The organism is Dinoroseobacter sp. S76, from assembly GCF_049801095.1.
GTDB lineage: Bacteria > Pseudomonadota > Alphaproteobacteria > Rhodobacterales > Rhodobacteraceae > Dinoroseobacter.
Genome location: NZ_JBNAGH010000006.1, coordinates 116,067 through 139,330 on the forward strand (window position 1 = coordinate 116,067; position 23,264 = coordinate 139,330).

22 protein-coding genes are annotated in these 23,264 nt (G+C 64.1%); 7 read left to right on the forward strand and 15 right to left on the reverse strand.

Going from position 1 to position 23,264, the window contains the following annotated elements; all coding sequences use genetic code 11:
* Window positions 1-2: 2 nt before the first annotated feature.
* Genes ACP153_RS16750 through rph form a run of 3 tightly spaced genes read right to left on the reverse strand, consistent with a single transcriptional unit; the run spans window position 3 to window position 1,707 of the window.
* A complete protein-coding gene (locus ACP153_RS16750; RefSeq protein WP_424972165.1) occupies window positions 3-380 on the reverse strand; it encodes a RidA family protein in 378 nt (125 codons plus the stop codon).
* Window positions 377-994 carry an RdgB/HAM1 family non-canonical purine NTP pyrophosphatase gene (gene rdgB, locus ACP153_RS16755; RefSeq protein WP_424972166.1) on the reverse strand — a complete coding sequence of 206 codons (618 nt, stop codon included), beginning with the start codon at window positions 992-994 and terminating at the stop codon, window positions 377-379. The genes ACP153_RS16750 and rdgB overlap by 4 nt, the downstream gene beginning before the upstream one ends.
* Window positions 991-1,707: a ribonuclease PH gene (gene rph, locus ACP153_RS16760; RefSeq protein ID WP_424972167.1), complete on the reverse strand. Its 717-nt coding sequence runs from the start codon at window positions 1,705-1,707 to the stop codon at window positions 991-993. The genes rdgB and rph overlap by 4 nt, the downstream gene beginning before the upstream one ends.
* A gap of 136 nt (window positions 1,708-1,843) precedes the next feature.
* On the opposite strand from rph, the gene hrcA reads away from it, so the two are divergent.
* Complete coding sequence (gene hrcA, locus ACP153_RS16765) at window positions 1,844-2,908, forward strand: heat-inducible transcriptional repressor HrcA (protein ID WP_424972168.1); 1,065 nt, start codon at window positions 1,844-1,846, stop codon at window positions 2,906-2,908.
* Window positions 2,909-2,921: 13 nt separating this feature from the next.
* Complete coding sequence (locus tag ACP153_RS16770; RefSeq protein ID WP_424966129.1) at window positions 2,922-3,515, forward strand: nucleotide exchange factor GrpE; 594 nt, start codon at window positions 2,922-2,924, stop codon at window positions 3,513-3,515.
* Between the two features lie 93 nt (window positions 3,516-3,608).
* Here ACP153_RS16770 and mutS read toward each other — a convergent pair whose 3' ends face one another.
* Window positions 3,609-6,254 (reverse strand): DNA mismatch repair protein MutS, encoded by a 2,646-nt coding sequence (gene mutS / locus ACP153_RS16775; protein ID WP_424972169.1) that lies wholly within the window; start codon window positions 6,252-6,254, stop codon window positions 3,609-3,611.
* Window positions 6,255-6,382: 128 nt separating this feature from the next.
* Here mutS and ACP153_RS16780 point away from each other — a divergent pair, with 128 nt between their 5' ends.
* Window positions 6,383-8,641: an NADP-dependent malic enzyme gene (locus tag ACP153_RS16780; RefSeq protein WP_424972170.1), complete on the forward strand. Its 2,259-nt coding sequence runs from the start codon at window positions 6,383-6,385 to the stop codon at window positions 8,639-8,641.
* Between the two features lie 136 nt (window positions 8,642-8,777).
* Here ACP153_RS16780 and msrA read toward each other — a convergent pair whose 3' ends face one another.
* Window positions 8,778-9,458 carry a peptide-methionine (S)-S-oxide reductase MsrA gene (gene msrA, locus ACP153_RS16785; protein ID WP_424972171.1) on the reverse strand — a complete coding sequence of 227 codons (681 nt, stop codon included), beginning with the start codon at window positions 9,456-9,458 and terminating at the stop codon, window positions 8,778-8,780.
* Between the two features lie 242 nt (window positions 9,459-9,700).
* Between msrA and ACP153_RS16790 the strand changes: the two genes are divergently transcribed.
* Entirely contained in the window at window positions 9,701-10,393 is a 693-nt protein-coding gene (locus ACP153_RS16790; protein ID WP_424972172.1) for an HAD family hydrolase, read from the forward strand.
* Between the two features lie 3 nt (window positions 10,394-10,396).
* On the opposite strand, the gene ACP153_RS16795 is transcribed toward ACP153_RS16790, so the two are convergent.
* The 3 genes from ACP153_RS16795 to ACP153_RS16805 all read right to left on the reverse strand — a co-directional run bounded on the left by ACP153_RS16795 (window position 10,397) and on the right by ACP153_RS16805 (window position 13,782).
* The gene (locus ACP153_RS16795) at window positions 10,397-11,419 is read right to left on the reverse strand and encodes a M48 family metallopeptidase (protein ID WP_424972173.1); all 1,023 of its coding nucleotides are present in this window, start codon (window positions 11,417-11,419) and stop codon (window positions 10,397-10,399) included.
* 7 nt (window positions 11,420-11,426) lie between these two features.
* Window positions 11,427-12,482: a YjgN family protein gene (locus ACP153_RS16800; RefSeq protein ID WP_424972174.1), complete on the reverse strand. Its 1,056-nt coding sequence runs from the start codon at window positions 12,480-12,482 to the stop codon at window positions 11,427-11,429.
* An 82-nt stretch (window positions 12,483-12,564) separates the two neighbouring features.
* Window positions 12,565-13,782, reverse strand: a complete 1,218-nt coding sequence (locus ACP153_RS16805; RefSeq protein WP_424972175.1) for an argininosuccinate synthase — start codon at window positions 13,780-13,782, stop codon at window positions 12,565-12,567.
* Between the two features lie 109 nt (window positions 13,783-13,891).
* Here ACP153_RS16805 and ilvA point away from each other — a divergent pair, with 109 nt between their 5' ends.
* Both ilvA and ACP153_RS16815 read left to right on the forward strand, forming a co-directional pair.
* Window positions 13,892-15,133, forward strand: a complete 1,242-nt coding sequence (gene ilvA, locus ACP153_RS16810) for a threonine ammonia-lyase IlvA (RefSeq protein WP_424972176.1) — start codon at window positions 13,892-13,894, stop codon at window positions 15,131-15,133.
* Window positions 15,133-16,179: a 3-carboxy-cis,cis-muconate cycloisomerase gene (locus ACP153_RS16815; protein ID WP_424972177.1), complete on the forward strand. Its 1,047-nt coding sequence runs from the start codon at window positions 15,133-15,135 to the stop codon at window positions 16,177-16,179. Before ilvA ends, ACP153_RS16815 begins: the two co-directional genes overlap by 1 nt.
* Here ACP153_RS16815 and ACP153_RS16820 read toward each other — a convergent pair.
* The 6 genes from ACP153_RS16820 to ACP153_RS16845 all read right to left on the reverse strand — a co-directional run bounded on the left by ACP153_RS16820 (window position 16,176) and on the right by ACP153_RS16845 (window position 20,789).
* The gene (locus tag ACP153_RS16820) at window positions 16,176-17,021 is read right to left on the reverse strand and encodes a 3-keto-5-aminohexanoate cleavage protein (protein WP_424972265.1); all 846 of its coding nucleotides are present in this window, start codon (window positions 17,019-17,021) and stop codon (window positions 16,176-16,178) included. The two genes, ACP153_RS16815 and ACP153_RS16820, sit on opposite strands and share 4 nt — an antisense overlap.
* Before the next feature lie 10 nt (window positions 17,022-17,031).
* Window positions 17,032-17,646 (reverse strand): protocatechuate 3,4-dioxygenase subunit alpha, encoded by a 615-nt coding sequence (gene pcaG, locus ACP153_RS16825; protein WP_424972266.1) that lies wholly within the window; start codon window positions 17,644-17,646, stop codon window positions 17,032-17,034.
* A 2-nt stretch (window positions 17,647-17,648) separates the two neighbouring features.
* Window positions 17,649-18,386: a protocatechuate 3,4-dioxygenase subunit beta gene (gene pcaH / locus ACP153_RS16830; protein ID WP_424972178.1), complete on the reverse strand. Its 738-nt coding sequence runs from the start codon at window positions 18,384-18,386 to the stop codon at window positions 17,649-17,651.
* Window positions 18,383-18,778: a 4-carboxymuconolactone decarboxylase gene (gene pcaC / locus ACP153_RS16835; protein WP_424972179.1), complete on the reverse strand. Its 396-nt coding sequence runs from the start codon at window positions 18,776-18,778 to the stop codon at window positions 18,383-18,385. The genes pcaH and pcaC overlap by 4 nt, the downstream gene beginning before the upstream one ends.
* A 13-nt stretch (window positions 18,779-18,791) precedes the next feature.
* Window positions 18,792-19,961, reverse strand: a complete 1,170-nt coding sequence (gene pobA, locus ACP153_RS16840) for a 4-hydroxybenzoate 3-monooxygenase (RefSeq protein ID WP_424972180.1) — start codon at window positions 19,959-19,961, stop codon at window positions 18,792-18,794.
* A 72-nt stretch (window positions 19,962-20,033) separates the two neighbouring features.
* Complete coding sequence (locus ACP153_RS16845) at window positions 20,034-20,789, reverse strand: PaaX family transcriptional regulator C-terminal domain-containing protein (RefSeq protein ID WP_424972181.1); 756 nt, start codon at window positions 20,787-20,789, stop codon at window positions 20,034-20,036.
* Window positions 20,790-20,857: 68 nt separating this feature from the next.
* Here ACP153_RS16845 and paaK point away from each other — a divergent pair, with 68 nt between their 5' ends.
* Complete coding sequence (gene paaK, locus ACP153_RS16850; RefSeq protein ID WP_424972182.1) at window positions 20,858-22,171, forward strand: phenylacetate--CoA ligase PaaK; 1,314 nt, start codon at window positions 20,858-20,860, stop codon at window positions 22,169-22,171.
* A 29-nt stretch (window positions 22,172-22,200) separates the two neighbouring features.
* Here the strand turns inward: paaK and ACP153_RS16855 are convergent, their stop codons facing one another.
* Window positions 22,201-23,259 carry a 2Fe-2S iron-sulfur cluster-binding protein gene (locus tag ACP153_RS16855; protein WP_424972183.1) on the reverse strand — a complete coding sequence of 353 codons (1,059 nt, stop codon included), beginning with the start codon at window positions 23,257-23,259 and terminating at the stop codon, window positions 22,201-22,203.
* Between the last annotated feature and the right edge of the window lie 5 nt (window positions 23,260-23,264).

The window sequence follows — 23,264 nt, forward strand, 5'->3', positions numbered from 1 at the left end:
GGCTAGCCCTTAAAGGCCGTGACTTCGATCTCGATGAGCATCTCAGGCTCCAGCAGCCCGGCAAAGACCATGGTGGCTGCCGGACGGATCTCCCCCAGGGTCGCGCCGAGGACGGGGATGGCCTTTTGCGCCAAAGCACGCTCCGGCATGGTGTATTGCACCCGGCAGATGGTGTCTGGTGCAAAGCCGGCTTCCTCCAAAACGGAGAAAATCGTTTTAAAACAGTTATTTGCTTGATCTTCAATGCCGTCCGGGAGGGTCATGGTCGTATAGTCATAGCCTGTCACACCGGACAGAAAGCACCAATCCCCCTGAACCACCGCGCGGGAGTACCCGATCTCCGCTTCGAACGGAGATCCGGAGGAAATCAGGCGCCTCATCCCTCCTCCGGGAAGCAGGCCGCCTTGAACTTGGCGAAGGCATCCGCGCGATGGCTGATCTTGTTCTTCTCCCAACGGTCCATTTCACCAAAGGTGATGTCATAGCCTTTGGGTTGGAAGACCGGATCATAGCCATGGCCCTGATCCCCGCGCATGGGCCAGACAAGCTGGCCCTCCATTGTGCCGGGGAAGACATGGTCCGTCCCGTCGGGCAGGGCCAGTACCAGGGTGCAACAGAAGCGCGCGTACCAGGGTTGCGCCGCGCCCTTTGCTTGCAACGCGTCATGGACCTTCGCCATGGCCATCTTGAAGTCGCGCCCCTTCGGGGTTTCGGCCCAATCGGCGGTGTACACGCCCGGGTCCCCGTCCAGCGCGTCCACTTCGAGCCCGCTATCGTCGGCGAGCGCGGGCAAGCCCGTGGCCTTCGCGGCGTAATGCGCCTTGATCCGGGCATTGCCTACAAAGGTGGTTTCGGTTTCTTCTGGCTCCGACAGACCGTGCTCGGCGGCGGAGGTCACGGAAACCCCGTAGGGCTCCAGCAGATGGGCGATCTCTTCGATCTTGCCCTTGTTGTGACTGGCGACGAGCAGGGTCTTGTCGGCAAAGAGGGTCATCCGCTGACGGCCGCTTTCTGAGCGGCGACCAGTTCGGCCACGCCAGCTTCGGCCAGATCCATCAGGGTGTTGAGCGACGCGCGGGAGAAGGGCGCGCCCTCGGCAGAACCTTGCACCTCGATCAGCCCGCCGGACCCGGTCATTACGAAATTCGCATCCGTCCCGGCCTCGGAATCCTCGGCATAGTCGAGATCAAGCACCGGCTGGCCCGCATAGATCCCGCAAGAGACCGCGGCCACATGATCCATCAGCGGGTCGGTGATGATATCGCCGGTCTTCATCAGCTTGTTCACCGCCAGACGGAGCGCCACCCAGGCGCCGGTGATCGAGGCGCAGCGCGTCCCGCCATCGGCCTGGATCACGTCGCAATCCACGGTGATCTGACGCTCGCCCAAGGCAACACGATCCACGCCCGCGCGCAGGCTGCGACCGATCAGGCGCTGGATCTCTTGGGTCCGGCCCGATTGCTTGCCTGCGGCAGCTTCACGCCGGCCACGGGTATGGGTGGCGCGCGGCAGCATCCCGTATTCCGCCGTCACCCAGCCCAGCCCGGAATTGCGCAGGAAGGGCGGCACGCGCTCTTCGACCGACGCGGTGCAGAGCACGCGGGTTTCGCCCATGGAAATCAGGCAGGAGCCCTCGGCATGTTTCGTGAATCCGGTCTCGATGGAGACAGCGCGCATTTCGTTGACTTGACGTCCTGACGGTCGCATGACGATCCTTTCGCTATTTGCGCCAGATAGGCGCGCCCTTATCTAAATGGCAAGCCGTTGACGTCAGAGTTGGGCGTGAAATAAAAGAGCGGCCCCCAAGCCCGTACTGCTGAGGATGACAAAGGCGCGCGACCCGATGGATGATCGATCCAAGGTGATGGCAGAGATGAACGACCGCTCCCGCGAAGTGTTTCGCCGGGTGGTTGAGGAGTATCTGAGCTCTGGCGACCCTGTCGGCAGCCGGACCCTGACGCGGAGCATGACCGAAAAGGTCTCGGCGGCGACGATCCGCAATGTGATGCAGGACCTCGAATATCTCGGCCTGCTCGACTCGCCCCATATCTCCAGCGGACGGATCCCGACGCAGCTCGGGTTGCGGATGTTCGTGGACGGGTTGCTGGAGGTCGGGGATCTCTCACGCGAGGATCGCGAGACGATTGAGTCTTCTGCGGGTGAGAATAACGATGTGGGCACGCTGCTCGATCGGGTGGGCTCGGCGCTTTCAGGGATCACGCAGGGGGCGAGCCTTGTTCTGACGCCGAAACACGAATCTGCGCCGATCAAGCATATCGAGTTCGTCAGCCTCGGACCGGATCGCGCGCTCGTGGTGCTCGTCTTTGCCGATGGCCATGTGGAGAACCGCGTGTTCGCGCCGCCCCCGGGTCAGACACCGTCCTCCATGCGAGAGGCAGCGAACTTCCTGAACGCACTGGCCGAGGGGCGGACGCTCTCGGAGCTCTCTGACGTGATCGGGCGCGAGATTGCCACGCGCCGTACGGAGCTTGATCGTCTCGCCGCAGCGCTCGTCGAGGCGGGCACGGCTGTGTGGCAGGATGCGGGCGAATCGAGCGAGCGGTTGATCGTGCGCGGGCGCGCGAACCTGCTGGGCGATGGTCCGCCGTCCGAGGATCTGGAACGGGTGCGCGAGCTCTTTGATGATCTGGAACGCAAGCGGGATATCGCCGCTTTCCTCGATCTGGCCGAGACGGGCGAGGGTGTGCGCATTTTTATCGGTTCAGAGAACAAGCTTTTCTCACTTTCGGGTTCCTCTCTGGTCGTCAGCCCTTATATGAACGCGGACCGCAAGATTATCGGAGCCGTTGGTGTGATCGGACCGACTCGCTTGAATTACGGACGGGTCGTTCCGGTGGTTGAGTATACAGCGCAACTGGTCGGCAAGATCCTGGGCGACCGGGCATAGAGGAAACGAAGAGATGGCAGACCCCAAAACCGAAGAAGACATTTTCGCTGAGGTCGACGCGGAGATTGCCGCGGAAGAAGAGGCCGCCAATGCCGAGATGGAAGCCGCGCTCGCGGAGGAGGGGCCCGATGCCCCGGGTCCCGGCGTCGAGGCGATCATTGCAGAGCGGGACGAGCTGAAGGATCGGCTCATGCGCTCGCTCGCTGAGGCTGAGAATATCCGCAAACGCGGGGAACGGGATCGCCGCGAGGCCGAGCAGTATGGTGGCTCGAAACTGGCACGCGACATGCTCCCGGTTTTCGACAACCTGCGCCGGGCGCTCGACACGGTGGATGACAGCCAGCGCGAGATCGCAGGCGGCATGATCGAAGGTGTGGAGCTGACCATGCGCGAGATCCTGAACGTCTTTGGCAAACATGGCATCACACCGATCGCGCCCGAAGTGGGGGATACCTTTGACCCGCAGCTGCATCAGGCGATGTTCGAAGCCCCCGTGCCGAACATTCCGGCGGGCGGGATCATTCAGGTGATGTCCGAGGGGTTCCTCCTCCATGACCGTTTGCTGCGCCCGGCCCATGTTGGGGTGTCCTCGACCCCAGCGAGCTGATCCCGGACTGAATTTGAAAGAGCCCCCGTCGGTGCCCACCGGCGGGGGTTTTTTCTTGGGGTTGAGCCTGAAAACAGGCTCTTTAAAAGGCGTTTAGCTGGGGTCGTCCCGCGACAGAGACTTCAACTCATAGACCAGATCGAGCGCTTCGCGTGGGCTGAGCGCATCGGGGGTAACCTCCGCCAGCCTGTTCGCCACGGGGTTCGCGGCGGGCGGCTTGGGCGCTGGTGGCGGCGCAGTGGCAAAGAGGGGCAGATCCTCCAACAACGCCTTGGCGGGATTGCCGCCCTCGCGATCTCCGGATTCCAGCATATCCAGTACGGCGCGCGCCCGGGCCACAACGCTGTCCGGCAGACCGGCGAGCTTGGCCACCTGCACCCCGTAAGACCGATCCGCCGCGCCGCGCCGCACCTCGTGGAGGAAGATCACATCTCCCTCCCATTCCTTGACCGAAACCGTCGCGTTCTCGACCCCTGGGAGCTGCGTCGCGAGGCCGGTCATCTCGTGGTAATGGGTCGCAAACAGAGCACGGCAGCGATTGACGCCATGGAGATGCTCCATCGTCGCCCAGGCAATGGACAGCCCGTCATAGGTCGCCGTGCCCCGCCCGATCTCGTCGAGGATCACAAGGGCCCGATCCCCGGCCTGGTTCAGGATCGCGGCGGTTTCGACCATCTCGACCATGAAAGTCGACCGGCCCCGCGCGAGATCATCCGAGGCCCCCACGCGGCTGAACACCTGCGTGACGAGGCCGATTTGCGCAGCCTCGGCGGGGACGTAGCTTCCCATCTGCGCAAGGATCGCGATTAGCGCGTTCTGCCGGAGGAAGGTCGATTTGCCCGCCATGTTAGGTCCAGTCAGGAGCCAGATCGCGGCGCCCTTGGCGCTCAGGTCGCAATCATTGCGCACAAAAGGGTCGCCTGTGGCGCGCAAGGCCGCCTCCACCACAGGGTGACGCCCCCCGGTGATCTCAAACCGGCGACTGTCATCGACCTGCGGCGCACACCAATCCTCATCCCGGGCGAGAACCGCCAGCGCTGTCATCACATCAAGTTCGGCCAGCGCACGCGCACAATCCGACAGGGCGGCGGCCCGATCCAGGATCGCGGTGCGGAGCCGTTCGAACACCGCCTTTTCCAAGGCCAGTGCCCGGCCCCCGGCGTTGAGGATCCGCGTTTCCAGTTCCGAAAGCTCGACTGTGGTGAACCGGACGGCATTCGCAGTGGTCTGTCGATGGATGAAACGTTCCGACAGGGGCGGGGAGAGCATTTTGTCCACATGGGTGGCGGTGGTCTCGATGAAATAGCCCAGCACATTGTTATGCTTCACCTTGAGGGAACTGACCCCGGTGACCTCCGCATATTCTGCCTGCATGCCCGCAATCACGCCGCGACCTTCGTCGCGCAGCTGGCGGGCCTCATCGAGCTCCGACTCAAAGCCGCTGGCCACGAAGCCCCCATCGCGCGCCAGCAAAGGCGGCTCCGCGATCAACGCATCCTCCAGCAGGTCGCGCAGGGTGTCATGGCCGAAAAAGCGGCTCTTCGATTGGGCCCAAAGCCCGGGAAGCCCGTCTTCGGGCAGCGCTTCCGCCAGGGCTTCGGCTTGCGCGAGCCCGTTCCGGATCGCCGCGAGGTCCCTGGGACCGCCCCGCTCCAGTGCCAGTCGCGACAGGGCGCGATCCATATCCGGGACCTGCGCCAAGGCATTCCGGACAGTGTCGAGCAAGTCCGGCTGCTCCAGCCCGTGCCGCACCCCATCCAGCCGGTCGCGGATCACATCGAGATCCGCCGAGGGGCTCGCAAGTCGCCGTGCCAAAAGCCGCGCGCCTTGCGCCGTTGCCGTCCGGTCGATCACCGACAGGAGCGCGCCATCGCGCCCACCGGAGAGCGATTGCGTCAACTCCAGATTGCGCCGGGTCGCGGCATCGATCTGCAGGCTGCGCTGAGCGCGTTCCTTCACAGGTTTACGCAGGAGGGGCAGCTTGCCTTTCTGCGTCAGCTCCAGATAGCCGACGATGGCCCCCATGGCCGAGAGATCCGCGCGTTCGAAACTGCCAAACGCGTCCAGATCCGCGACGCCATAAAGCCGACAGAGCCGCCCAATCGCTTCGGCACTGTCAAAGCTCGCGCGCGCGAGCTCGGTGGCCGAGGCCTGATGCTCCTCAACCAAGGCGCGCAGATCGCTCTCCTCGGCAAGCAGCACTTCGCGCGGCGTGAGCCGGGCCAGTTCCAAAGTCAGCCTCGCAGGCGGACACGCCATAACCCGGAACTCTCCGGTCGAGATGTCGACCCAAGCCAAAGCCGCCTCATCCCGGACCACGGAAAACGCCGCGAGGAAGTTGTTGCGCCGGGCCTCCAGCAGGCTGGCCTCGGTCAGGGTGCCCGGCGTGACCAGCCGCTGCACCGCCCGTTTGACCACGGATTTCGAGCCGCGTTTCTTGGCCTCGGCGGGATCCTCGATCTGTTCACAGACGGCGACGCGGAAGCCCTTGCGGATCAGGGTGAGCAGATAGCCCTCGGCAGCATGGACGGGCACGCCGCACATGGGGATGTCGTCGCCATTGTGCTTGCCCCGTTTCGTCAGCGCGATGTCGAGGGCCGCCGCGGCCTCCACCGCGTCGTCGAAGAACATCTCGTAGAAATCACCCATCCGGTAGAACAGCAGCGCATCCGCGTGATCCGCCTTGATTTCCAGGTATTGCGCCATCATCGGCGTCACGGTTGTGCTGGCCACCTGCATCCCCCTTGCCCGCGCGCAGACTATGCGCCCACGCGCCGGTGCGAAAGTCGCAATCGCCCGTGCGTGCAAGGTGTTGAGGCACCCCGCCAACCTCGTTACACCAGTCGGACCGTTGAGGAGGAGAGACCATGGCCGGCAGTAACAAGATCACCCGCGAGGAAGCGCTCGCCTACCATCTGGAGCCGGCCCCGGGCAAGCTGACGGTCAATGCCTCGACCCCCATGAGCACCCAGCGGGATCTGAGCCTGGCCTATTCACCCGGGGTGGCGGTGCCCTGCGAGGCGATCGCGGAAAACCCGGAGACGGCCTATGACTATACGACCAAGGGTAACCTTGTGGCGGTGGTCTCGAACGGCTCCGCCGTGCTCGGTCTCGGCAATCTCGGCGCGCTGGCCTCCAAGCCGGTGATGGAGGGGAAGTCGGTCCTCTTCAAGCGCTTCGCGGATGTGAACTCCATCGATATCGAGCTCGATACCGAGGATCCCGATGCGATCATTCAGGCAGTCAAGCTGATGGGGCCGACCTTTGGCGGGATCAACCTTGAGGATATCAAGGCGCCGGAATGCTTCATCATCGAGCAGCGTCTCAAGGAAGAGATGGACATCCCGGTCTTCCATGATGACCAGCACGGTACAGCGGTGATCACGGCGGCGGGGCTTCTGAACGCGCTGCACATCACCGGCAAAAAGATCGAGGATTGCCGCATCGTGCTGAACGGGGCCGGGGCGGCGGGGATTGCCTGTATCGAGCTGGTGAAGGCCATGGGGGCCAAGCACGACAATTGCATCGTTTGTGACACCAAGGGCGTGATCTATCAGGGTCGCACCGAGGGGATGAACCAGTGGAAATCGGCCCATGCGGCGCGCACGGATCTGCGCACGCTGACCGAGGCGATGAATGGCGCGGATGTGTTCCTCGGCGTGTCGGTCAAGGGTGCTGTGACGGCGGAGATGCTCGAATCCATGGCCGATGATCCGGTGATCTTCGCCATGGCGAACCCGGATCCGGAGATCACCCCGGAGGAGGCCCATGCCATTCGCCCAGACGCCATCGTCGCCACCGGGCGGTCGGACTACCCGAACCAGGTGAATAACGTGCTGGGCTTTCCCTATCTCTTTCGCGGAGCGCTGGATATCCGGGCACGCGCAATCAATGACGAGATGAAGATCGCCTGCGCCCAGGCCCTCGCGGAGCTTGCACGGGAGGACGTGCCCGACGAGGTCGCGCTGGCCTATGGGCGCAAGTTGAGCTTTGGCCGGGACTACATCATCCCCACGCCGTTCGATCCGCGACTGATCCATACGGTGCCACCCGCCGTGGCGCGGGCGGGCATGGATACCGGCGTGGCGCGCAAGCCCATTGTGGATATGCCGGGCTATGAGCAGTCCCTCCGAGCGCGGATGGATCCGACGGCCTCCATGCTCCAAGGCATGTTTGCCCGGGCCAAAGGCACGCAAGCGCGGATGATCTTTGCCGAAGGGGACGACATTCGCGTCCTCCGCGCGGCGGTGACCTATCAACGCTCCGGCCTTGGCAAGGCGCTGGTGGTCGGGCGCGAGGATGACGTGCGCGAGCGACTGGAGCTGGCCGGGATTGGGGATGCCTTTCGCGAGTTGGAGATCGTGAACGCGCGCAACACCCGTCATCTGGAGAGCTATAAGGAGCTTCTCTACAACCGTCTGCAACGCAAGGGGTATGATCGCACCGACGTGCATCGCCTTGCCGCGCGGGACCGGCACGTGTTCTCAGCTCTGATGCTGGCCCAGGGTCATGGGGACGGTTTGGTGACAGGCGCGACCCGGAAATCGGCCCATGTTTTGGGGTTGATCAATACGGTGTTCGATGCCACGGCCGAGGATGGCGCGGTCGGTGTCACGGCGCTTCTGGTGAAGGGGCGGATCGTCCTGATCGCCGACACGCTGGTCCATGAATGGCCAAGCCAAACCGATCTGGCGGATATCGCGACACGGGCGGCCGGAACAGCACGGTCCCTCGGTCTCGAGCCGCGGGTCGCCTTTGTGAGCTTCTCGACCTTTGGCTATCCGGTGTCGGAGCGGGCGACGAAGATGCACCAGGCGCCGCAAGTCCTCGACGCGCGGGGGGTGGATTTCGAGTATGATGGCGAGATGACCGTGGATGTGGCGCTCGACCCCGACATCATGGAGCAATACCCGTTCTGCCGTCTCAGCGGCCCGGCGAATGTGCTGGTGGTGCCCGCGCGGCACTCCGCCTCGATCTCGGTCAAGCTGATGCAGCAGCTCGGGGATGCGACGGTGATCGGGCCGATCCTGTCTGGCGTGGGTAAGCCGATCCAGCTTTGCTCGGCAACCTCCACTGCCAATGACATCCTGAACATGGCGGTTCTGGCGGCCTGCAAGGTGGGCTAGGGGGCGCGGTCCTTGCGGACCGCGCGGACGCGCATCGCTGGACCCGTGATGAACGGGGCGATCTGATTTCGCTTGGAGTACACATGAAAAAGGCCCCGTTTGGGGCCTTTTGCGTTGGGGAAGGATGTCGGTGCGCTTAGCTGCCCACGAAAGGAGCCGCGTCGCCCCAGACGGCCTTGACCCGGGCGTCGCGGCCACAGCCCTTGCGGTAGCGTTTATACGCTTCGGCCTTGGTCTTGGGGCCAAAGCGGGTCAGCACCCGGGTTTGGGATTTGTAGTAATCCTGATGATAGTCTTCCGCCTCGAAGAAAGGCGCAGCTTCGCGGATCGGCGTCACGATCTTGCGGCCCAGATCGGCCTCGGCCTGCGCCACGGCGGCTTCGGCATCGGCGCGCTGCTCGGGCGTCGCGAAGATCGCGGTCGTGTAGCTGTGCCCCCGGTCGCAGAACTGCCCGCCCGCATCGAGCGGGTCGATGCTGCGCAGGAAGAGGTCGAGGATTTCCCGGGTCGAGACCTTGCGCGGGTTGTACTCGATCTCCACCACTTCCAGATGGCCGGTCCCGCCGCGCGTCACCTGCTTGTAGCTCGGATTGTCCACGGTGCCGCCCGCATATCCGGACACTGCTTCGATCACGCCATCGACCTGTTCGAAGTCTTTCTCGACGCACCAGAAACACCCGCCAGCGACCACGATCTTCTCGGTGCCGCCCGCATGGGCCTGTTGGCATTCCGCGGCAATGCCGAGCACGATGGCCACGGCCAGAAGCGCCGGCTTGATCCGGGCGAAATTCGGGAAGGGGAACGAGGTATGGGTCATGGATGCCTCCTTGCGATGGGGGCAGTTTGCCGCGAGCTGCGCCACACGCTCAAGTCACCGGCCTGTGAGGTCACGGAGTGGTGACGCAAAGCTTGGCTATGTTTCAATCCATGTCTAACTTCGGCGGAAAACAGGGGAAATCAGGCCCGAATGGTTACAGATCTCAACATTCTCATCGGGTTTGCGGTTGCGGGATACGCGGCAGGCGCCCGGCGAGTCCCCCTCTTTCGTGAGGATCTCTGATGCGCATCGCGATGTGGAGCGGGCCGCGGAACCTCTCGACCGCCATGATGTACAGCTTTGGCGCGCGGGCTGATTGCGCCATTCGGGATGAGCCGTTCTATGGCGCTTATCTCTCCCTGACCGGGCAGGATCACCCCATGGCGGCCGAGATCATCGCGGCCCATGAGACCGATCCGGATGTGATTGCCGAAGCCTGTCTCGCGCCGATCCCAGAGGGGACGCCCCATCTCTATATGAAGCATATGCCCCATCACATGGTGCCGGGGGTGCCACGGGACTGGGCCAAGTCTTGCGTCAATGTCCACCTGATCCGCCATCCCGCGCGGGTGATCGCGAGCTATGGGGCGAAGCGGGCGGAGATGACGCTGGAGGATATCGGCTTTCCACAGCAGCTGTCATTGTTCGACGAGATTGGTGGCATCGTGGTGGACAGCGCGGATATCCGGGCGGATCCGGCAAGGATGTTGAGCCGGCTCTGTGCCGAGATCGACCTGCCCTATGATCCTGCCATGTTGTCCTGGCCCGCCGGGGGGCGGAGCGAGGACGGGGTCTGGGCACGTCACTGGTACGGGGCGGTGCACCGCTCCACCGGATTCGCCGGACCGGAGGGGCCGTTGCCCGAGATCGACTCGCCCCTCTTGCCCGAAGCGCTGGAGATCTACGAGGCTTTGGCAGCCCACAAGCTGGCCTGAGCTCTAGCGCGCCTCAAGATAGGCATCGATATCCTCGATCCGGTCCTGATTGCCCGGATGGGTCGAGAACCAGCCACCGCCATCGCCAACCTCTGCGGCCAGAGCCTCGAAGAACTCCTTGAGGCCCGCCGGATCATAGCCCGCCGCATCGGCGAGCTGCAGGCCAACCTGATCGGCTTCGCTCTCTTGCTCGCGCGAGAAAGACAGGGAGAGCAGAACGTTCCCTTCGAGTAGGACATCCTCGAGCAGGGGACCGGTCTCCCCCGCGATCAGCGCAACCATCACGTAGATCCCGAGGGAGCGGTAGAGCCGCTTGAGCGCGTGTTTCTCCATCACATGGGCCATTTCATGCCCGAGAACCGCCGCCACCACATCCTCGTCGAACTGGCTGGTCAGGGCATCGGTCAGGACAACCGTGCCTCCGGGCAGGGCGAGCGCGTTCGGACCAAGCCCAGGCAGGTCGCGAAACTCGAGCCGCAACGCCTCTGCGATATCTCGGTCGGGCACGACGGCGCGCAGATCCTCGAAAATCTCCCGCGCGCCCGCCTGCTGTGCGGCGCTGAGCTCTGTCGGCTCGCCCAGGGTGGCGTCGAGCGCGGCGAGGGTGCTGCGATCCATCGCTTTGATCAGCGGCGCCGGGGTCAGGGCCACGGCGATGTTCACCAGCACGGTCAGGGCGACGGTGTAGACAAGCCAGCCGCCGACCAACCCGCCCAGCACGAAGAGGATCAACCGCGGGTGGAACCGTTCAAACCCATGGAGTCGCGCCCAGAACCCGGGCTTGTCGAGGGTGGCGAAGGCCTCGAACTCCTCGGTTTCGAACTCCGCCCCGTTGGGAAAGCGCAGCTTGCGCGGCAGGGTGCCAAGACGCGGCTCGATGACCAGATCGGCCAGCTCGGCCTCTGTCATCAACGCGCCACGTTCGGTGAAGAGCCGGGCCCATCCCCCCTGCACGCGCAGCTCGGCAGAGCTTTGCATCGAGCTGCCGCCGGAGGTTGCCTGTCCCTGGAGCCGCGTATCGGTCATCCGACCCTCACAGATTGATGTCGAAATCGATGCCTTCGATATCGGTAAAGGCATCACCGATGGAGCTCTTCTCCGCCTCGAAATGGGAGATGAAGCCGTCCAGAGACCCGTCCGGCACAAATTCCGTATGGTCGGCGAAGTAGCTGGCCAACCGGATCTGGGCCCAGGGCAGGAGCAGCCCAAAGGAGAAGATCACCGCGACACCGTTCGTGGCGACAATCCAAAGGATGGCCATGGGCGAGACCGTGGAGACAAAGCTGTGGCGTCCATCCAGCAGCGTATTGTTATACACGACGTTTCGAATGAAGGCCTGAAAGAGGGTGGCCGAGGTCACCAGGGCGAAAAACAGGAAGAAGAGGGACAAGAAAAACACGGTCCCGCCGAACAGCTCCGCAGTGCCTTGCGGATCGTTGAGATCCCAACCGGTCCCGCCCGAATGGCCGATCGAAAGAGCCAAGATCACCCCAAGCCCGCAGCATATCACAAACAGGAACCATAGGACCGATAGGCCAAAGGCCTTGTAAAAGGGTCCAATCGGGGCATCGAAGCTCAAAGGGCTTCGGCCCAGCACATGGCCGTTCGTGGTATAGCGGCGCTGGGCGCGTTCGGCGAAGGGCCATGCAAGATAGGCTGTGAACAGCGTCAGGAAGGGGATCAACAAATAAGCTTTGAAAGCCCCGCCATAGGTTCCGGTGAAGTTGAAGCGCACCCCGGACCAGCTTGAGACTCGCGCATTGAACCGGAGCGATCGGTAGAGCAGGTAGGGAAAGACCCCAAGAAACAGCAGGGGCAACACAATCGCCAGCACGGGGATCGTTGCCAGCACCGAATAGGCGACAAATCCGATCACCACGATGATCCGCCCGATCAGGATCTGCTTGCCCGTGGCGTGGTAGTCAAAGCTCCGCCCGGCGATCTTGGTATTGCGATAGAAGTATTGCTTGGTCCGAACCTTGGCCCAGGCGGAATAGATCCCGAGCGTCAGAATGGTCAGGACCAGATTGACCATCCAGATCCCGAACCACTCTTTCGTGGTGCCATTGAATTCAACGCGTTCGCCCATGGGGTGCCTCGGCTTGTGTCACCCCAAAACCTAATCCCGGCAGTTGGGCAAAACAAAGGCGCTGGCGCGGACCGCGACGATATTACTTCAGACGTTTGTTCCGGGCCGCCAGCAGCTTCAGGCGCAGGGCGTTAAGCTGGATGAAGCCCGCGGCGTCTTTCTGGTCATAGGCGCCGGCGTCATCCTCGAAGGTGACATGGGCCTCGGAATAGAGGCTGTGCTCGGACCAGCGACCCACGGTGCGGGCAAGACCCTTGTAGAGCTTCAGCCGAACGGTGCCGGTCACATGCTCCTGGCTCTTGTCGATCAGGGCCTGCAGCATCTCGCGCTCGGGCGAGAACCAGAAGCCGTTATAGATCAGCTCCGCATAGCGTGGCATCAGCTCGTCTTTGAGATGCGCGGCGCCGCGATCCAGGGTGATCTGTTCGATCCCGCGATGGGCCTCGAGCAGGATGGTGCCGCCCGGGGTCTCATAGATCCCGCGGGATTTCATGCCGACAAAGCGACCCTCCACAAGGTCGAGACGGCCAATCCCGTGCTTGCCGCCGAGCTCGTTGAGCTTGGTCAGCACGGTTGCCGGGGACATGGCTTCGCCATTGATCGAGACCGCATCGCCCTTCTCAAACCCGATCTCGACATATTCCGGCTCGTTCGGCGCCTCTTCCGGGGAAACGGTACGCTGGTAGACGTAATCGGGCGCGTCCTCGGCCGGATCCTCGAGGACCTTACCTTCAGACGAGGTGTGCAGCAGGTTCGCATCCACCGAGAAGGGCGCCTCGCCGCGCTTATCCTTGGCGATGGGGATCTGGTTCTTCTCGGCGAAGTCGATCAGCTTGGTGCGGCTCGACAGGTCCCATTCCCGCCAGGGGGCGATGACCTTGATCTCGGGGTTCAGGGCATAGGCGGCCAGCTCGAACCGGACCTGATCATTGCCCTTGCCGGTTGCGCCATGGGCTACCGCATCCGCGCCCTCGGCCTCGGCAATCTCGACCAGCCGCTTGGAGATCAGCGGCCGCGCAATCGAGGTGCCCAGCAGGTAGAGCCCTTCATAGACCGCATTGGCCCGGAACATCGGAAACACGAAGTCGCGGACGAATTCCTCGCGCAGATCCTCGATATAGATCGCGCTCGCGCCCATCATCTCGGCCTTGGCCCGCGCAGGCTCCAGCTCTTCGCCTTGACCCAGATCGGCGGTGAAGGTGACGACTTCGCAGTTATACTCCGTCTGCAGCCATTTCAGGATGATCGACGTGTCCAGACCACCGGAATAGGCGAGAACGACTTTCTTGGGCGCGGACATGGGCGGGTGACTCCTTGGGCTGTTTCGCCCGTGCGGTTAGCGACTTTTGCGCGGCAGGGCAAGCGGACCCCGTCTTGCGCCCGCTGCAGGATGCTGAAACTGTCGGTTCATGACGGATTTTGCCGATAACGCCCACCGGGCCGAGCGGGCCATGCGCCCTTTGTTCCCGGCCACACCCTTGCAGCGGAACGCCCATCTGTCTGAGCGGTTCGGGGCCGAGATCTGGCTGAAGCGCGAGGATCTGTCGCCCGTGCGGTCCTACAAGATCCGTGGCGCTTTCAACGCGATCTCGAAACGTGTGGCTGAGGGGCAGACCCGGTTTGCCTGTGCCAGCGCGGGCAATCACGCTCAGGGTGTCGCCTATGCCTGCCAGCATTTCGGCGTGCATGGGGTGGTGTTCATGCCCGTGACGACCCCGATGCAGAAAATCGAGAAGACCCGGATCTTTGGCGGGGATGCGGTCGATATCCGGCTCGTGGGCGACTATTTCGACGACACGCTCGCGGCGGCTCAGGCCTATTGCGCGGATGCGGGGGCGACGTTTTTGTCGCCTTTCGATGATCTCGATGTGATGGAGGGGCAGTCCACTGTCGCCGTCGAGCTGCTGGATCAGTTGGACAGCCCGCCGGACATGGTGATTCTCCCCGTGGGGGGCGGGGGCCTGTCCTCGGGGATGAAGGGCTATTTCGATGCGACCGGGGTCGGGGTGGATCTGCGTCTGGTGGAGCCATCGGGGGCCACGAGCCTCGCAGCGGCGTTGGAGGCCGGCGCGCCGCAGACCCTGAACAAGGTCGATAACTTCGTGGATGGGGCCGCCGTGGCACGGATCGGCGCGCGCCCTTTCGAGATCCTGCGCGATGTGCCGCGGGATCACGTGCTCTCGGCGCCGGAGGATCGGATCTGCCACACGATGCTCGAGATGCTGAATGTCGAAGGCATCGTGTTGGAGCCTGCCGGGGCGCTGGCCGTGGACGTGTTGGAGCCGCTGCGCTCCGAGATCAAGGGCAAGCGGGTGGTCTGTGTGACGTCCGGCGGCAATTTCGATTTCGAGCGGTTGCCCGAGGTGAAGGAACGCAGCCTGCGTTTCGCGGGACTGAAGAAATACTTCATCCTGCGCATGCCCCAGCGTCCCGGCGCGCTGAAGGAGTTCCTTGGGTTTCTGGGACCGGAGGATGATATCGCCCGCTTTGAATACCTCAAGAAATCAGCGCGCAATTTCGGCTCGGTCCTGATCGGGATCGAAACCAAGGATGCGGGGGCTTTCGAGCGGCTCTTTGCCCGGCTCGATGCGGCAGGTTTCCCGTTCCGGGACATCACGGAGGATGCGCTCCTGTCGGAGTTCCTGATCTGATGGCGGCGGGCGGGCAAAACAAGCTCTTCGATGGGCTTTTTGCGGATCCGGAGGTGGCGACGCTCTTCTCTGCGGAGACCATGCTGGCGCAGTTCATGGCTTTCGAATGTGCGCTCACCCGGGCGCAGGGACGGTGGCGCGGTCTGCAAAATGCAGACCGCGCGGTCGCGCATATGGAGACGGTTCTCTTGAACCCAGAGGTCGTGGCGGCGCGGGTCCGCCGGGACGGGGTTCCCGTCCCGGCCTTCGTTGCAGCCCTGCGAGAGGCCATGGGTTCCGATGCGGATACCGTGCATCAGGGAGCCACAAGCCAGGACGTGATGGACACGAGCCTCGCGCTCAGCCTGCGCGGGGTGAGCGATATTCTCGACCGGCGGCTTTCGGCGATCTTGGCGGAGTTAGCCGCCATTGCCGAGCAGCATGGGGCGGCCCCGCTCATGGGGCGGACCCGGATGCAAGCCGCCTTGCCCATGACGATTGCCGATCGTTTGGCGAGCTGGACCACGCCGCTGGAACGGGCGCGGGCGCGCCTCCCCGATTTGCGCGCGGGGGTGGAGCATTTGCAATTGGGCGGCCCGGTTGGTGTCCGCGCCCCCGAGGATGACGCGGTCGCGGCGGATATGGCCGAAGCGCTGGGCCTGCAACCGCCCGGGCCCGTCTGGCATGCGGAGCGGGACGGGGTCGTCGCCTATGGCAACTGGCTTGCGCTGGTGACCGGAAGTCTCGGCAAGATGGGCCAGGACATCGCCCTCATGGCGCAGCAGGGGATCGACACGGTGCAGCTCAGCGGGGGAGGCTCAAGCTCCGCCATGCCCCATAAGCAGAACCCGATTGCCGCCGAAATCCTCGTCACCCTGTCGCGCTTCAACGCGGCCCAAATCGGCGGCCTGCACCATGCGATGATCCATGAGCAGGAACGCTCCGGCGCGGCCTGGTCTTTGGAATGGATGATCCTGCCCCAGATGTGCGAGGCCACCGGCGCCGCACTTGGTCATGCGCAGGAACTGCTCGAAAGCATCGAGCAGCTCGGGTCGCGCACCAGTTAGGCAGCGATGGCGGCCGGGCGCAGACCTAGGATCTCGCGTGCTTGCGCAGGGGTCGCCACGGGACGCGCGTATTGCGCGCAAAGATCCACCACCCGCTGGACCAGAACCGCGTTGGACGGGGCCAATGTCTCGCGTGTCAGGCGGACATTGTCTTCAAGCCCCGTCCGGGCATGCCCGCCCCCCGCGACGCACCATTCATTCATCACGATCTGATTGGGCCCGATCGCCGCGCCGCACCATTCCGCGCCGGGCAAGAGCCGCTCGACGGTTTTCACGTAGAACTCGAAGCTCTCGCGATCCACGGGCATGGCGTTCTTCACGCCCATGACGAACTGGATATAGGGCCGCGCGGGTAGCTTTCCGTCCCGGTGCATCGCAGCGGCCTGATGGATATGACTGAGATCGAAGGCCTCGATCTCGGGAATCACCTCATGGGTGACCATCTCGCTGGCCAACCAATCCACCAGATCAGGCGGGTTCTCATAGACGCGCTTCGGGAAATTGTTCGATCCCACGGTGAGCGATGCCATATCGGGCCGCAGGGGCAACATCCCGCCCCGATCCTGACCCGCGCCGGACCGCCCCCCGGTCGAGAACTGGATGATCATGCCCGGGCAATGCTTGAGAAGACCCTCCTGCAGGCGGGCGAATTTCTCCGGATCGCTGGAGGGTGTCTCATCATCGTTGCGCACGTGGCAATGGGCAATGCTGGCGCCGGCCTCAAAGGCTTCATGGGTGCTCTCGATCTGTTCGGCTACGGTGATCGGCACGGCGGGGTTCGCGGCCTTGGTGGCCACGGATCCGGTGATCGCGACGCAGATGATGCAGGGTTTGGTGTTCATGTCCTTGTCCTCAGACATCGAAGAAGATGGTTTCCTGCGCGCCTTGCAGATGCACGTCGAACCGGTAGCGGTTCGGGCCCTCGGGCGTGGCAAGCAGGGTGGGAATGCGGTTCTGATGCTCGATCCGGGTCAGGACCGGGTCTTCGGCATTGGCCTCGGCCTCATCAGCGAAATAGATCCGGGTCTGCAGGCCGAGATTGATGCCGCGCGCCACGATCCAGAGGGTGATATGGGGCGCTTGCAAGCGCCCGTCGCGGAAAGGCACGCGCCCGGGCTTCACTGTCTGGAAAAGGTAGGCGCCCGTTGCACCATCACTGGCACTGCGCCCCCAGCCGGTGAAGTTCGGATCCCCCGGACCGCGCGGGTCCCCGGCCGAAAAACGACCCGCGGCATCCGCTTGCCAGATCTCGAGCAGCGCATCCTTGAGCGCGGCACCCGCCCCATCATAGACCGTGCCGGTCAGGGTGATCTGCTGCCCCTCGACTGGGCCGGTGATCATGCGCGCGCCCAGATCCTCGGGATAGACACCCTCGATCCCCGCCACATTCGGCACGCAGCCGATATGGACATAAGGCCCGGCGGTCTGGGACGGGGTTTCTTTCCACTCATCCAATGGCTGAGTCATGGTCATGTGCCCTCCGGCCGGTTTTCGAACATCGTCTGGCGCCGCCCCCGCAGCACGATATCGAACTTGTAGGCGCGAGCGTCCATGGGGATGTTGCGGGCCATGTCGAGGGGTGCAATCAGGCTCTCGATTGCCGCTCGGGACGAGATCGCTCCCACGATCGGGCAGCGCCAGATCAGCGGATCGCCTTCGAAATACATCTGGGTGATGAGGCGCTGTGCGAAGGCGGGTCCGAAGACCGAGAGGTGGATATGCGCCGGGCGCCAGTCATTGGCAGTGTTGGGCCAGGGGTAGGGGCCGGGCATCACCGTGCGGAACTCGTACCGCCCGTCCGGTCCCGAGATCACCCGCCCGCAGCCGCCGAAATTCGGGTCAAGGGGCGCGAGGTAGCTTTCCTTCTTGTGCCGATACCGCCCGCCGGCATTGGCCTGCCAGATCTCGATCAGAGCATTCGGCACGCCGCGCCCCGTCTCGTCGAGCACCCGCCCATGGACCACGATGCGCGGTCCGATGGCCGGGGCGCCGTCCCTGGCGAAGTTGTGGATCAGGTCATTGTCGAGGGGACCGAGCATTTCATGGCCAAAGACCGGCCCGGTTTCCTCCCCGAGGCTCGTGGGAAAGGAGAGGGGCGCAAAGCTCGGCGCGCGCTTGACGGTCGTCTTGTAGGACGGCGTCAAAGGCGCCGGGTGCCAGTCCCGGTCGCGGCGGAAATAGCCGCCCGAGGGCGGAGACCCTGTCATGCCTCACCCTCCATCTCGGCAAAGGTCGCCTTGGCGAGCTTGATTGCGTGGTTCGCCTTGGGCACCCCGGCATAGATCGCCACATGCTGGAACGCCTCCATCACATCCGATTTGCTGGCGCCGGTATTGGCGCAGGCACGGATATGCATGGGGATCTCGGCGAAGTTGCCTGTGGCTGCCAGCAGGGCCAGCGTCAGCATCGAGCGTTCGCGGCGGCTGATCGCATCGCTGGCCCAAACCGTCCCCCAGGCGCCCTCGGTGATGAGCGTCTGGAACGGGGTGTCAAGATCGCTGCGCGCGGCTTCGGCGCGGTCCACATGGGCATCGCCCAGCACCTCGCGGCGGACGGTCATGCCTGCGTCATAGCGGGCGTTTGCAGTGTCTGTGCTCATGAAAAACCGTCTCTCAATAGGGCAATCCGACATAGTTCTGGGCCATTGCGGCCTGCGCAGCCTTGTTGGTGCGCAGGAATTCGATCTCGGCCAGCTGGATCTTGTACTCGAACTCGGTCTGGTCCGGGAAGCGGTGCATCAGGGTGCTGAACCACCAGCTGAACCGCTCGGTTTTCCAGACCCGGGCGAGGGCGCGCTCGGAATAGCGGTCGAGGCCTTCGGCATCGCCCTCCTCATAGAACTGGCGCAATCCGGTATAGAGGTAATGCACATCCGAGGCAGCCGTGTTCAGCCCCTTGGCCCCCGTGGGCGGCACGATATGCGCGGCATCCCCGCAGAGGAACAACCGACCCCAGCGCATGGGTTCGGTCACGAAACTGCGCAAGGGTGCGATAGATTTCTCGATGGAGGGACCGGTGACAAGGCTCTCGGCCTGCTCACCGGGGATCCGACGGCGGAGCTCGTCCCAGAAGGCCTCATCGCTCCAATCCTCGGGGCGATCATCGAGCCGACACTGGATATAGTAGCGGCTGAGCGCTTCGTTCCGCATGGAGCAGAGCGCAAAGCCCCGCTCGGAATTGGCGTAGATCAGTTCATGATGGACCGGTGGCGTGCGCGACAGCACCCCGAGCCAGCCGAAGGGATAGACCTTTTCGTAGTCCTTGCGCACAGTTTCCGGGATGGTCTTGCGGCTGATCCCGTGGAACCCGTCGCAGCCCGCCACGTAGTCGCAGGCCAGGGTCTGGCGCGTGCCATCCACGGTGTAGTGCACCTCGGGTCTGTCCGTATCGGCGCCGGTGATCTCCACATCGGAGACCTGAAAGACCAGGCGCCCATCGCTCGCTTCCCGCGCCTCATAGAGGTCCCGTGTCACCTCGGTCTGGCCATAGACCATGACCGGCTTGTCCGTGTGCTCGGTGAAATCGATGCGGAACATCTCGTCGCCATAGGACAGAAGCGTGCCATCATGGGCGAAGCCTTCGCGATAGACGCGCTCTCCGATCCCGGCTTCGGTCATCAGGTCGAGCAGACCCTGTTCCAGAACACCGGCGCGGATTCGCTGCAGGACATAGTCCTTGGTTTGCCGCTCCAGCACGACCGAGTCGATCCCGCGCGTATGCAGCAACTGCGACAAGAGAAGCCCCGAAGGCCCCCCACCGATGATGGCAACTTGTGTGCGCATCCTCTCCTCCCTGAACGCGGCAGAGCCGAGGCTAGTCCCTTCGTCTGCGCAAGTAAATTGACTGTACTCGGGTTATGGACCCGGTTTGATGGCTTCGAGCCGGGGCAACGTGGCGAGATGGGTTGCGACCCGCGCCCGACAGCGCGCGCCAACCCAGTCGGGGCCGAGCAGCGCCTCCGCCTCCGGTGGCAAACGCAGGACCAAGCGGCGCCACTGGTGCAGGATCAGGAGCCGGAGGGCGGCGGCATCCGTCGTGCTCTCGGGCGCGACCGGGTCCATGTCGAGTGCCTCACTCAGGTCTTGCAACTCGGCCAGCAAAGGCGCTGGCAAAGCGGCGTCGGCCACCCATTGCGGCAAGGGACCCGGCAGCGGGGCGGACAAGCTGTCCTTTCCGCCGGGCACCGGGCTGAGAAACCGCCCCTCCCCAAGGCAAAGGCCCTGATCCGGGGCCGTTTGGCCGTCGGGCAGAACGAGCAGGTGTCGCGCGGCTGCCTGTGCTGCCGCAGGAGCGTAGACCTGGGCCGCCACGGCTGCGGTCTCCTCCCGGCCTTCCGCGCTCAGCCCATAGAGGCCGATCCGCCCTTGCCGCGTGGCGGTGATCCAGCCTTCCTTGCGCAGACGGTGCAGGGCGACGCGCTGGGCCTCGGGCCGGATCTTTAGCAACCCGAGGATCTCCGACAGTTGCGGCCCAGACAGCATCGCGCCCGGTGCCATGGCCGCATCCCCAAAGAGCGTGACCAGCAGGGACCAGACCTTCAGGTCCCCGCGCGCGCAGAGCGTCGCGATCATCGCCGTCCCCGGCGCGTCGGAGGTCGCAGCACCGCTCATTCGTTGCATCCGCATTGATCTGCGATCCGCTTCGGTGCACCCTTTGACCAGCCACGGGAGGGGCGCTTATGGAAGATTTGGGAGCACGGCCCGAGGAGCTCGAACCGATCGAGCGGGCCTCGCGCGATGAGATCGCAGCATTGCAACTGGACCGGCTGAAATGGTCCCTGAACCACGCCTATGCCAATGTGCCCATGTATCGGGCGCGGTTCGACGCGGCAGGCGTGCATCCGGACCAGCTGCAGCAGCTCTCGGATCTGTCGCGCTTTCCCTTCACGGGCAAGGACGATCTGCGAGCGAATTACCCGTTCGGCATGTTCGCCGTGCCCCGGTCCGAGATCCTGCGCATCCATGCCTCCTCCGGCACGACGGGCAAGCCGACGGTGGTCGGCTACACGGCGGCGGATTGTGAGCTCTTTGCCAACATGGTGGCGCGCTCGTTGCGCGCGGCGGGGGTGCGCAAGGGGGATATGGTCCATAATGCCTATGGCTATGGCCTCTTTACCGGTGGGCTTGGCGCCCATGTGGGGATCGAGCGGCTGGGTGCGACCGTGGTCCCCGTCTCGGGGGGGATGACCCAGCGCCAAGTGACCCTGATCACCGATTTTGCGCCCGATGCGATCATGGTGACCCCGTCCTACATTCTGAACATCCTCGAAGAGTTTCACCGCCAGGGCCTCGATCCGCGGGATTGTTCGCTCAAGGTCGGGGTATTCGGGGCCGAACCCTGGACCAACGCCATGCGCGCCGAGGTCGAGGCGGCCTTCGACATGCACGCGGTGGATATCTACGGGCTGAGCGAGATCCTCGGGCCCGGGGTCGCCAACGAATGCGTTGAGACGAAGGATGGCCTCCATGTCTGGGAGGATCACTTCTATCCCGAGATCATCGATCCCGCCACGGGAGAGGTTTTGCCCGATGGCGAGATGGGGGAGCTCGTTTTCACGACGCTCACCAAGGAAGGCCTGCCCATGGTGCGCTACCGGACGCGGGACCTGACCCGGCTTTTGCCCGGGACGGCGCGGTCCATGCGGCGGATGGAGAAAATCACCGGGCGTTCCGACGACATGATGATCCTGCGTGGGGTGAATGTCTTTCCCACCCAGATCGAAGAGCAGTTGATGGCGACCGAGGGCCTCGCGCCCCATTTCCAGATCGAGCGCTTCACCTCCGGGCGGCTCGACGCCATGCGCGTTCATGTGGAGGCCCTGCCGAATGCCGCCGATGCGGGAAGCCGGGAGGCCGCGCAGGCAGCCCTGATCCGGCGGATCCGCGATGTGGTCGGGATCGGTGTCGAGGTGACGGTGGGCGATCCGGGCAGTGTGGCGCGCTCGGAAGGCAAGGCCGTGCGCGTGGTGGATCGCCGGGAAGACGCCTCCTGAACGGGCAAAACAGGCTCTAAACAAGGGGATCAGGCGTCATAGTCGATCTCGAGCGGGCCGGAGACGGGATAACTCTGACAGGTCAGGACATAGCCATCGCGCACCTGATCATCCTCGAGCGCGTGATTGGCCCGCATCTCCACCTCGCCCTTCAGCACCCGCGCCCGGCAGGTTGAACAGACCCCCGCGGTGCAGGCAAAGGGCGCCTCGATCTGTGCTGCGCGAGCGGCGTCGAGCAGGCTTTGATCCTGCCCGGCGGTTACTGCATGGGTCACCCCGCCGACGGTGATCCGGGTTTCAATCCCCGGGGCATCGGCGGGCACCTGTCGCGCGGGCATGGCGAGCTTGCCGGGCTGATCCGCGGCAAAGAGCTCGAACCGGATGCGCTCCTTGGGCTGTCCTTGGGCCTCAAGCGCGGTGGCGACCGCCTCCCGCATGGGGCCGGGGCCGCAGATATAGCTCGCGTCGATCTGCGCGAGTGGGATCCACTGGGTGAAAAGTGCTGCGCATTTCTCTGCATCGAGTCGCCCGGAGAAGAGCGGGATATCCTGACCGCTTTCGAGCACATGGATGACGGTCAGCCGATCGAGATAGAGGTTCTTGAGATCCTCCAACACGTCGCGGAACATGATCGATGCCGGGCTGCGATTGGCGTAGATCAGGGTCGCGCGCGCCTCCGGATCCTGCCGCAGCAGGGTCCCGATCAGGGACAGGATCGGGGTGATCCCGGATCCCCCGGCCACGAAGAGAAGATGCGCGCCGACGGCCTTTGGCAGGGTGAACTGCCCCATGGGCGGCATCACCTGCAGGCTGTCGCCCACCTGCAGCTCCGTGTTGGCCCAGCCGGAAAACGCGCCGCCGGGCACATGTTTGATCCCCACGCGCAAGGCGGCGTCCCCTTCGGGCGCGCAGATCGAATAGGATCGGCGCAGCTCCACCTCGCCAATCTGACGCCGGAAGGTCAGGTATTGCCCGGCCTTGAAGGCGAACGCCTCCGGTGCATCCGGGCGCAAGGTCACGGCCACCGCGTCGCGCGTGGTGCGGTCGATCCCGGTGACGGTGGCGGTGTGAAAGCGCGGGGCGGCCATGGTCA

Coding starts and splice junctions, on each gene's coding strand:
- ACP153_RS16800 (WP_424972174.1), bottom strand. CDS start 12,482: ATGGGCGAACGCGTTGAATTCAATGGCACCACGAAAGAGTGGTTCGGG.
- ilvA (WP_424972176.1), top strand. CDS start 13,892: ATGACGGATTTTGCCGATAACGCCCACCGGGCCGAGCGGGCCATGCGC.
- ACP153_RS16780 (WP_424972170.1), top strand. CDS start 6,383: ATGGCCGGCAGTAACAAGATCACCCGCGAGGAAGCGCTCGCCTACCAT.
- ACP153_RS16855 (WP_424972183.1), bottom strand. CDS start 23,259: ATGGCCGCCCCGCGCTTTCACACCGCCACCGTCACCGGGATCGACCGC.
- ACP153_RS16790 (WP_424972172.1), top strand. CDS start 9,701: ATGCGCATCGCGATGTGGAGCGGGCCGCGGAACCTCTCGACCGCCATG.
- rdgB (WP_424972166.1), bottom strand. CDS start 994: ATGACCCTCTTTGCCGACAAGACCCTGCTCGTCGCCAGTCACAACAAG.
- pobA (WP_424972180.1), bottom strand. CDS start 19,961: ATGCGCACACAAGTTGCCATCATCGGTGGGGGGCCTTCGGGGCTTCTC.
- msrA (WP_424972171.1), bottom strand. CDS start 9,458: ATGACCCATACCTCGTTCCCCTTCCCGAATTTCGCCCGGATCAAGCCG.
- ACP153_RS16795 (WP_424972173.1), bottom strand. CDS start 11,419: ATGACCGATACGCGGCTCCAGGGACAGGCAACCTCCGGCGGCAGCTCG.
- hrcA (WP_424972168.1), top strand. CDS start 1,844: ATGGATGATCGATCCAAGGTGATGGCAGAGATGAACGACCGCTCCCGC.
- paaK (WP_424972182.1), top strand. CDS start 20,858: ATGGAAGATTTGGGAGCACGGCCCGAGGAGCTCGAACCGATCGAGCGG.
- ACP153_RS16845 (WP_424972181.1), bottom strand. CDS start 20,789: ATGAGCGGTGCTGCGACCTCCGACGCGCCGGGGACGGCGATGATCGCG.
- pcaG (WP_424972266.1), bottom strand. CDS start 17,646: ATGACTCAGCCATTGGATGAGTGGAAAGAAACCCCGTCCCAGACCGCC.
- ACP153_RS16770 (WP_424966129.1), top strand. CDS start 2,922: ATGGCAGACCCCAAAACCGAAGAAGACATTTTCGCTGAGGTCGACGCG.
- ACP153_RS16805 (WP_424972175.1), bottom strand. CDS start 13,782: ATGTCCGCGCCCAAGAAAGTCGTTCTCGCCTATTCCGGTGGTCTGGAC.
- ACP153_RS16815 (WP_424972177.1), top strand. CDS start 15,133: ATGGCGGCGGGCGGGCAAAACAAGCTCTTCGATGGGCTTTTTGCGGAT.
- pcaC (WP_424972179.1), bottom strand. CDS start 18,778: ATGAGCACAGACACTGCAAACGCCCGCTATGACGCAGGCATGACCGTC.
- ACP153_RS16750 (WP_424972165.1), bottom strand. CDS start 380: ATGAGGCGCCTGATTTCCTCCGGATCTCCGTTCGAAGCGGAGATCGGG.
- ACP153_RS16820 (WP_424972265.1), bottom strand. CDS start 17,021: ATGAACACCAAACCCTGCATCATCTGCGTCGCGATCACCGGATCCGTG.
- mutS (WP_424972169.1), bottom strand. CDS start 6,254: ATGCAGGTGGCCAGCACAACCGTGACGCCGATGATGGCGCAATACCTG.
- pcaH (WP_424972178.1), bottom strand. CDS start 18,386: ATGACAGGGTCTCCGCCCTCGGGCGGCTATTTCCGCCGCGACCGGGAC.
- rph (WP_424972167.1), bottom strand. CDS start 1,707: ATGCGACCGTCAGGACGTCAAGTCAACGAAATGCGCGCTGTCTCCATC.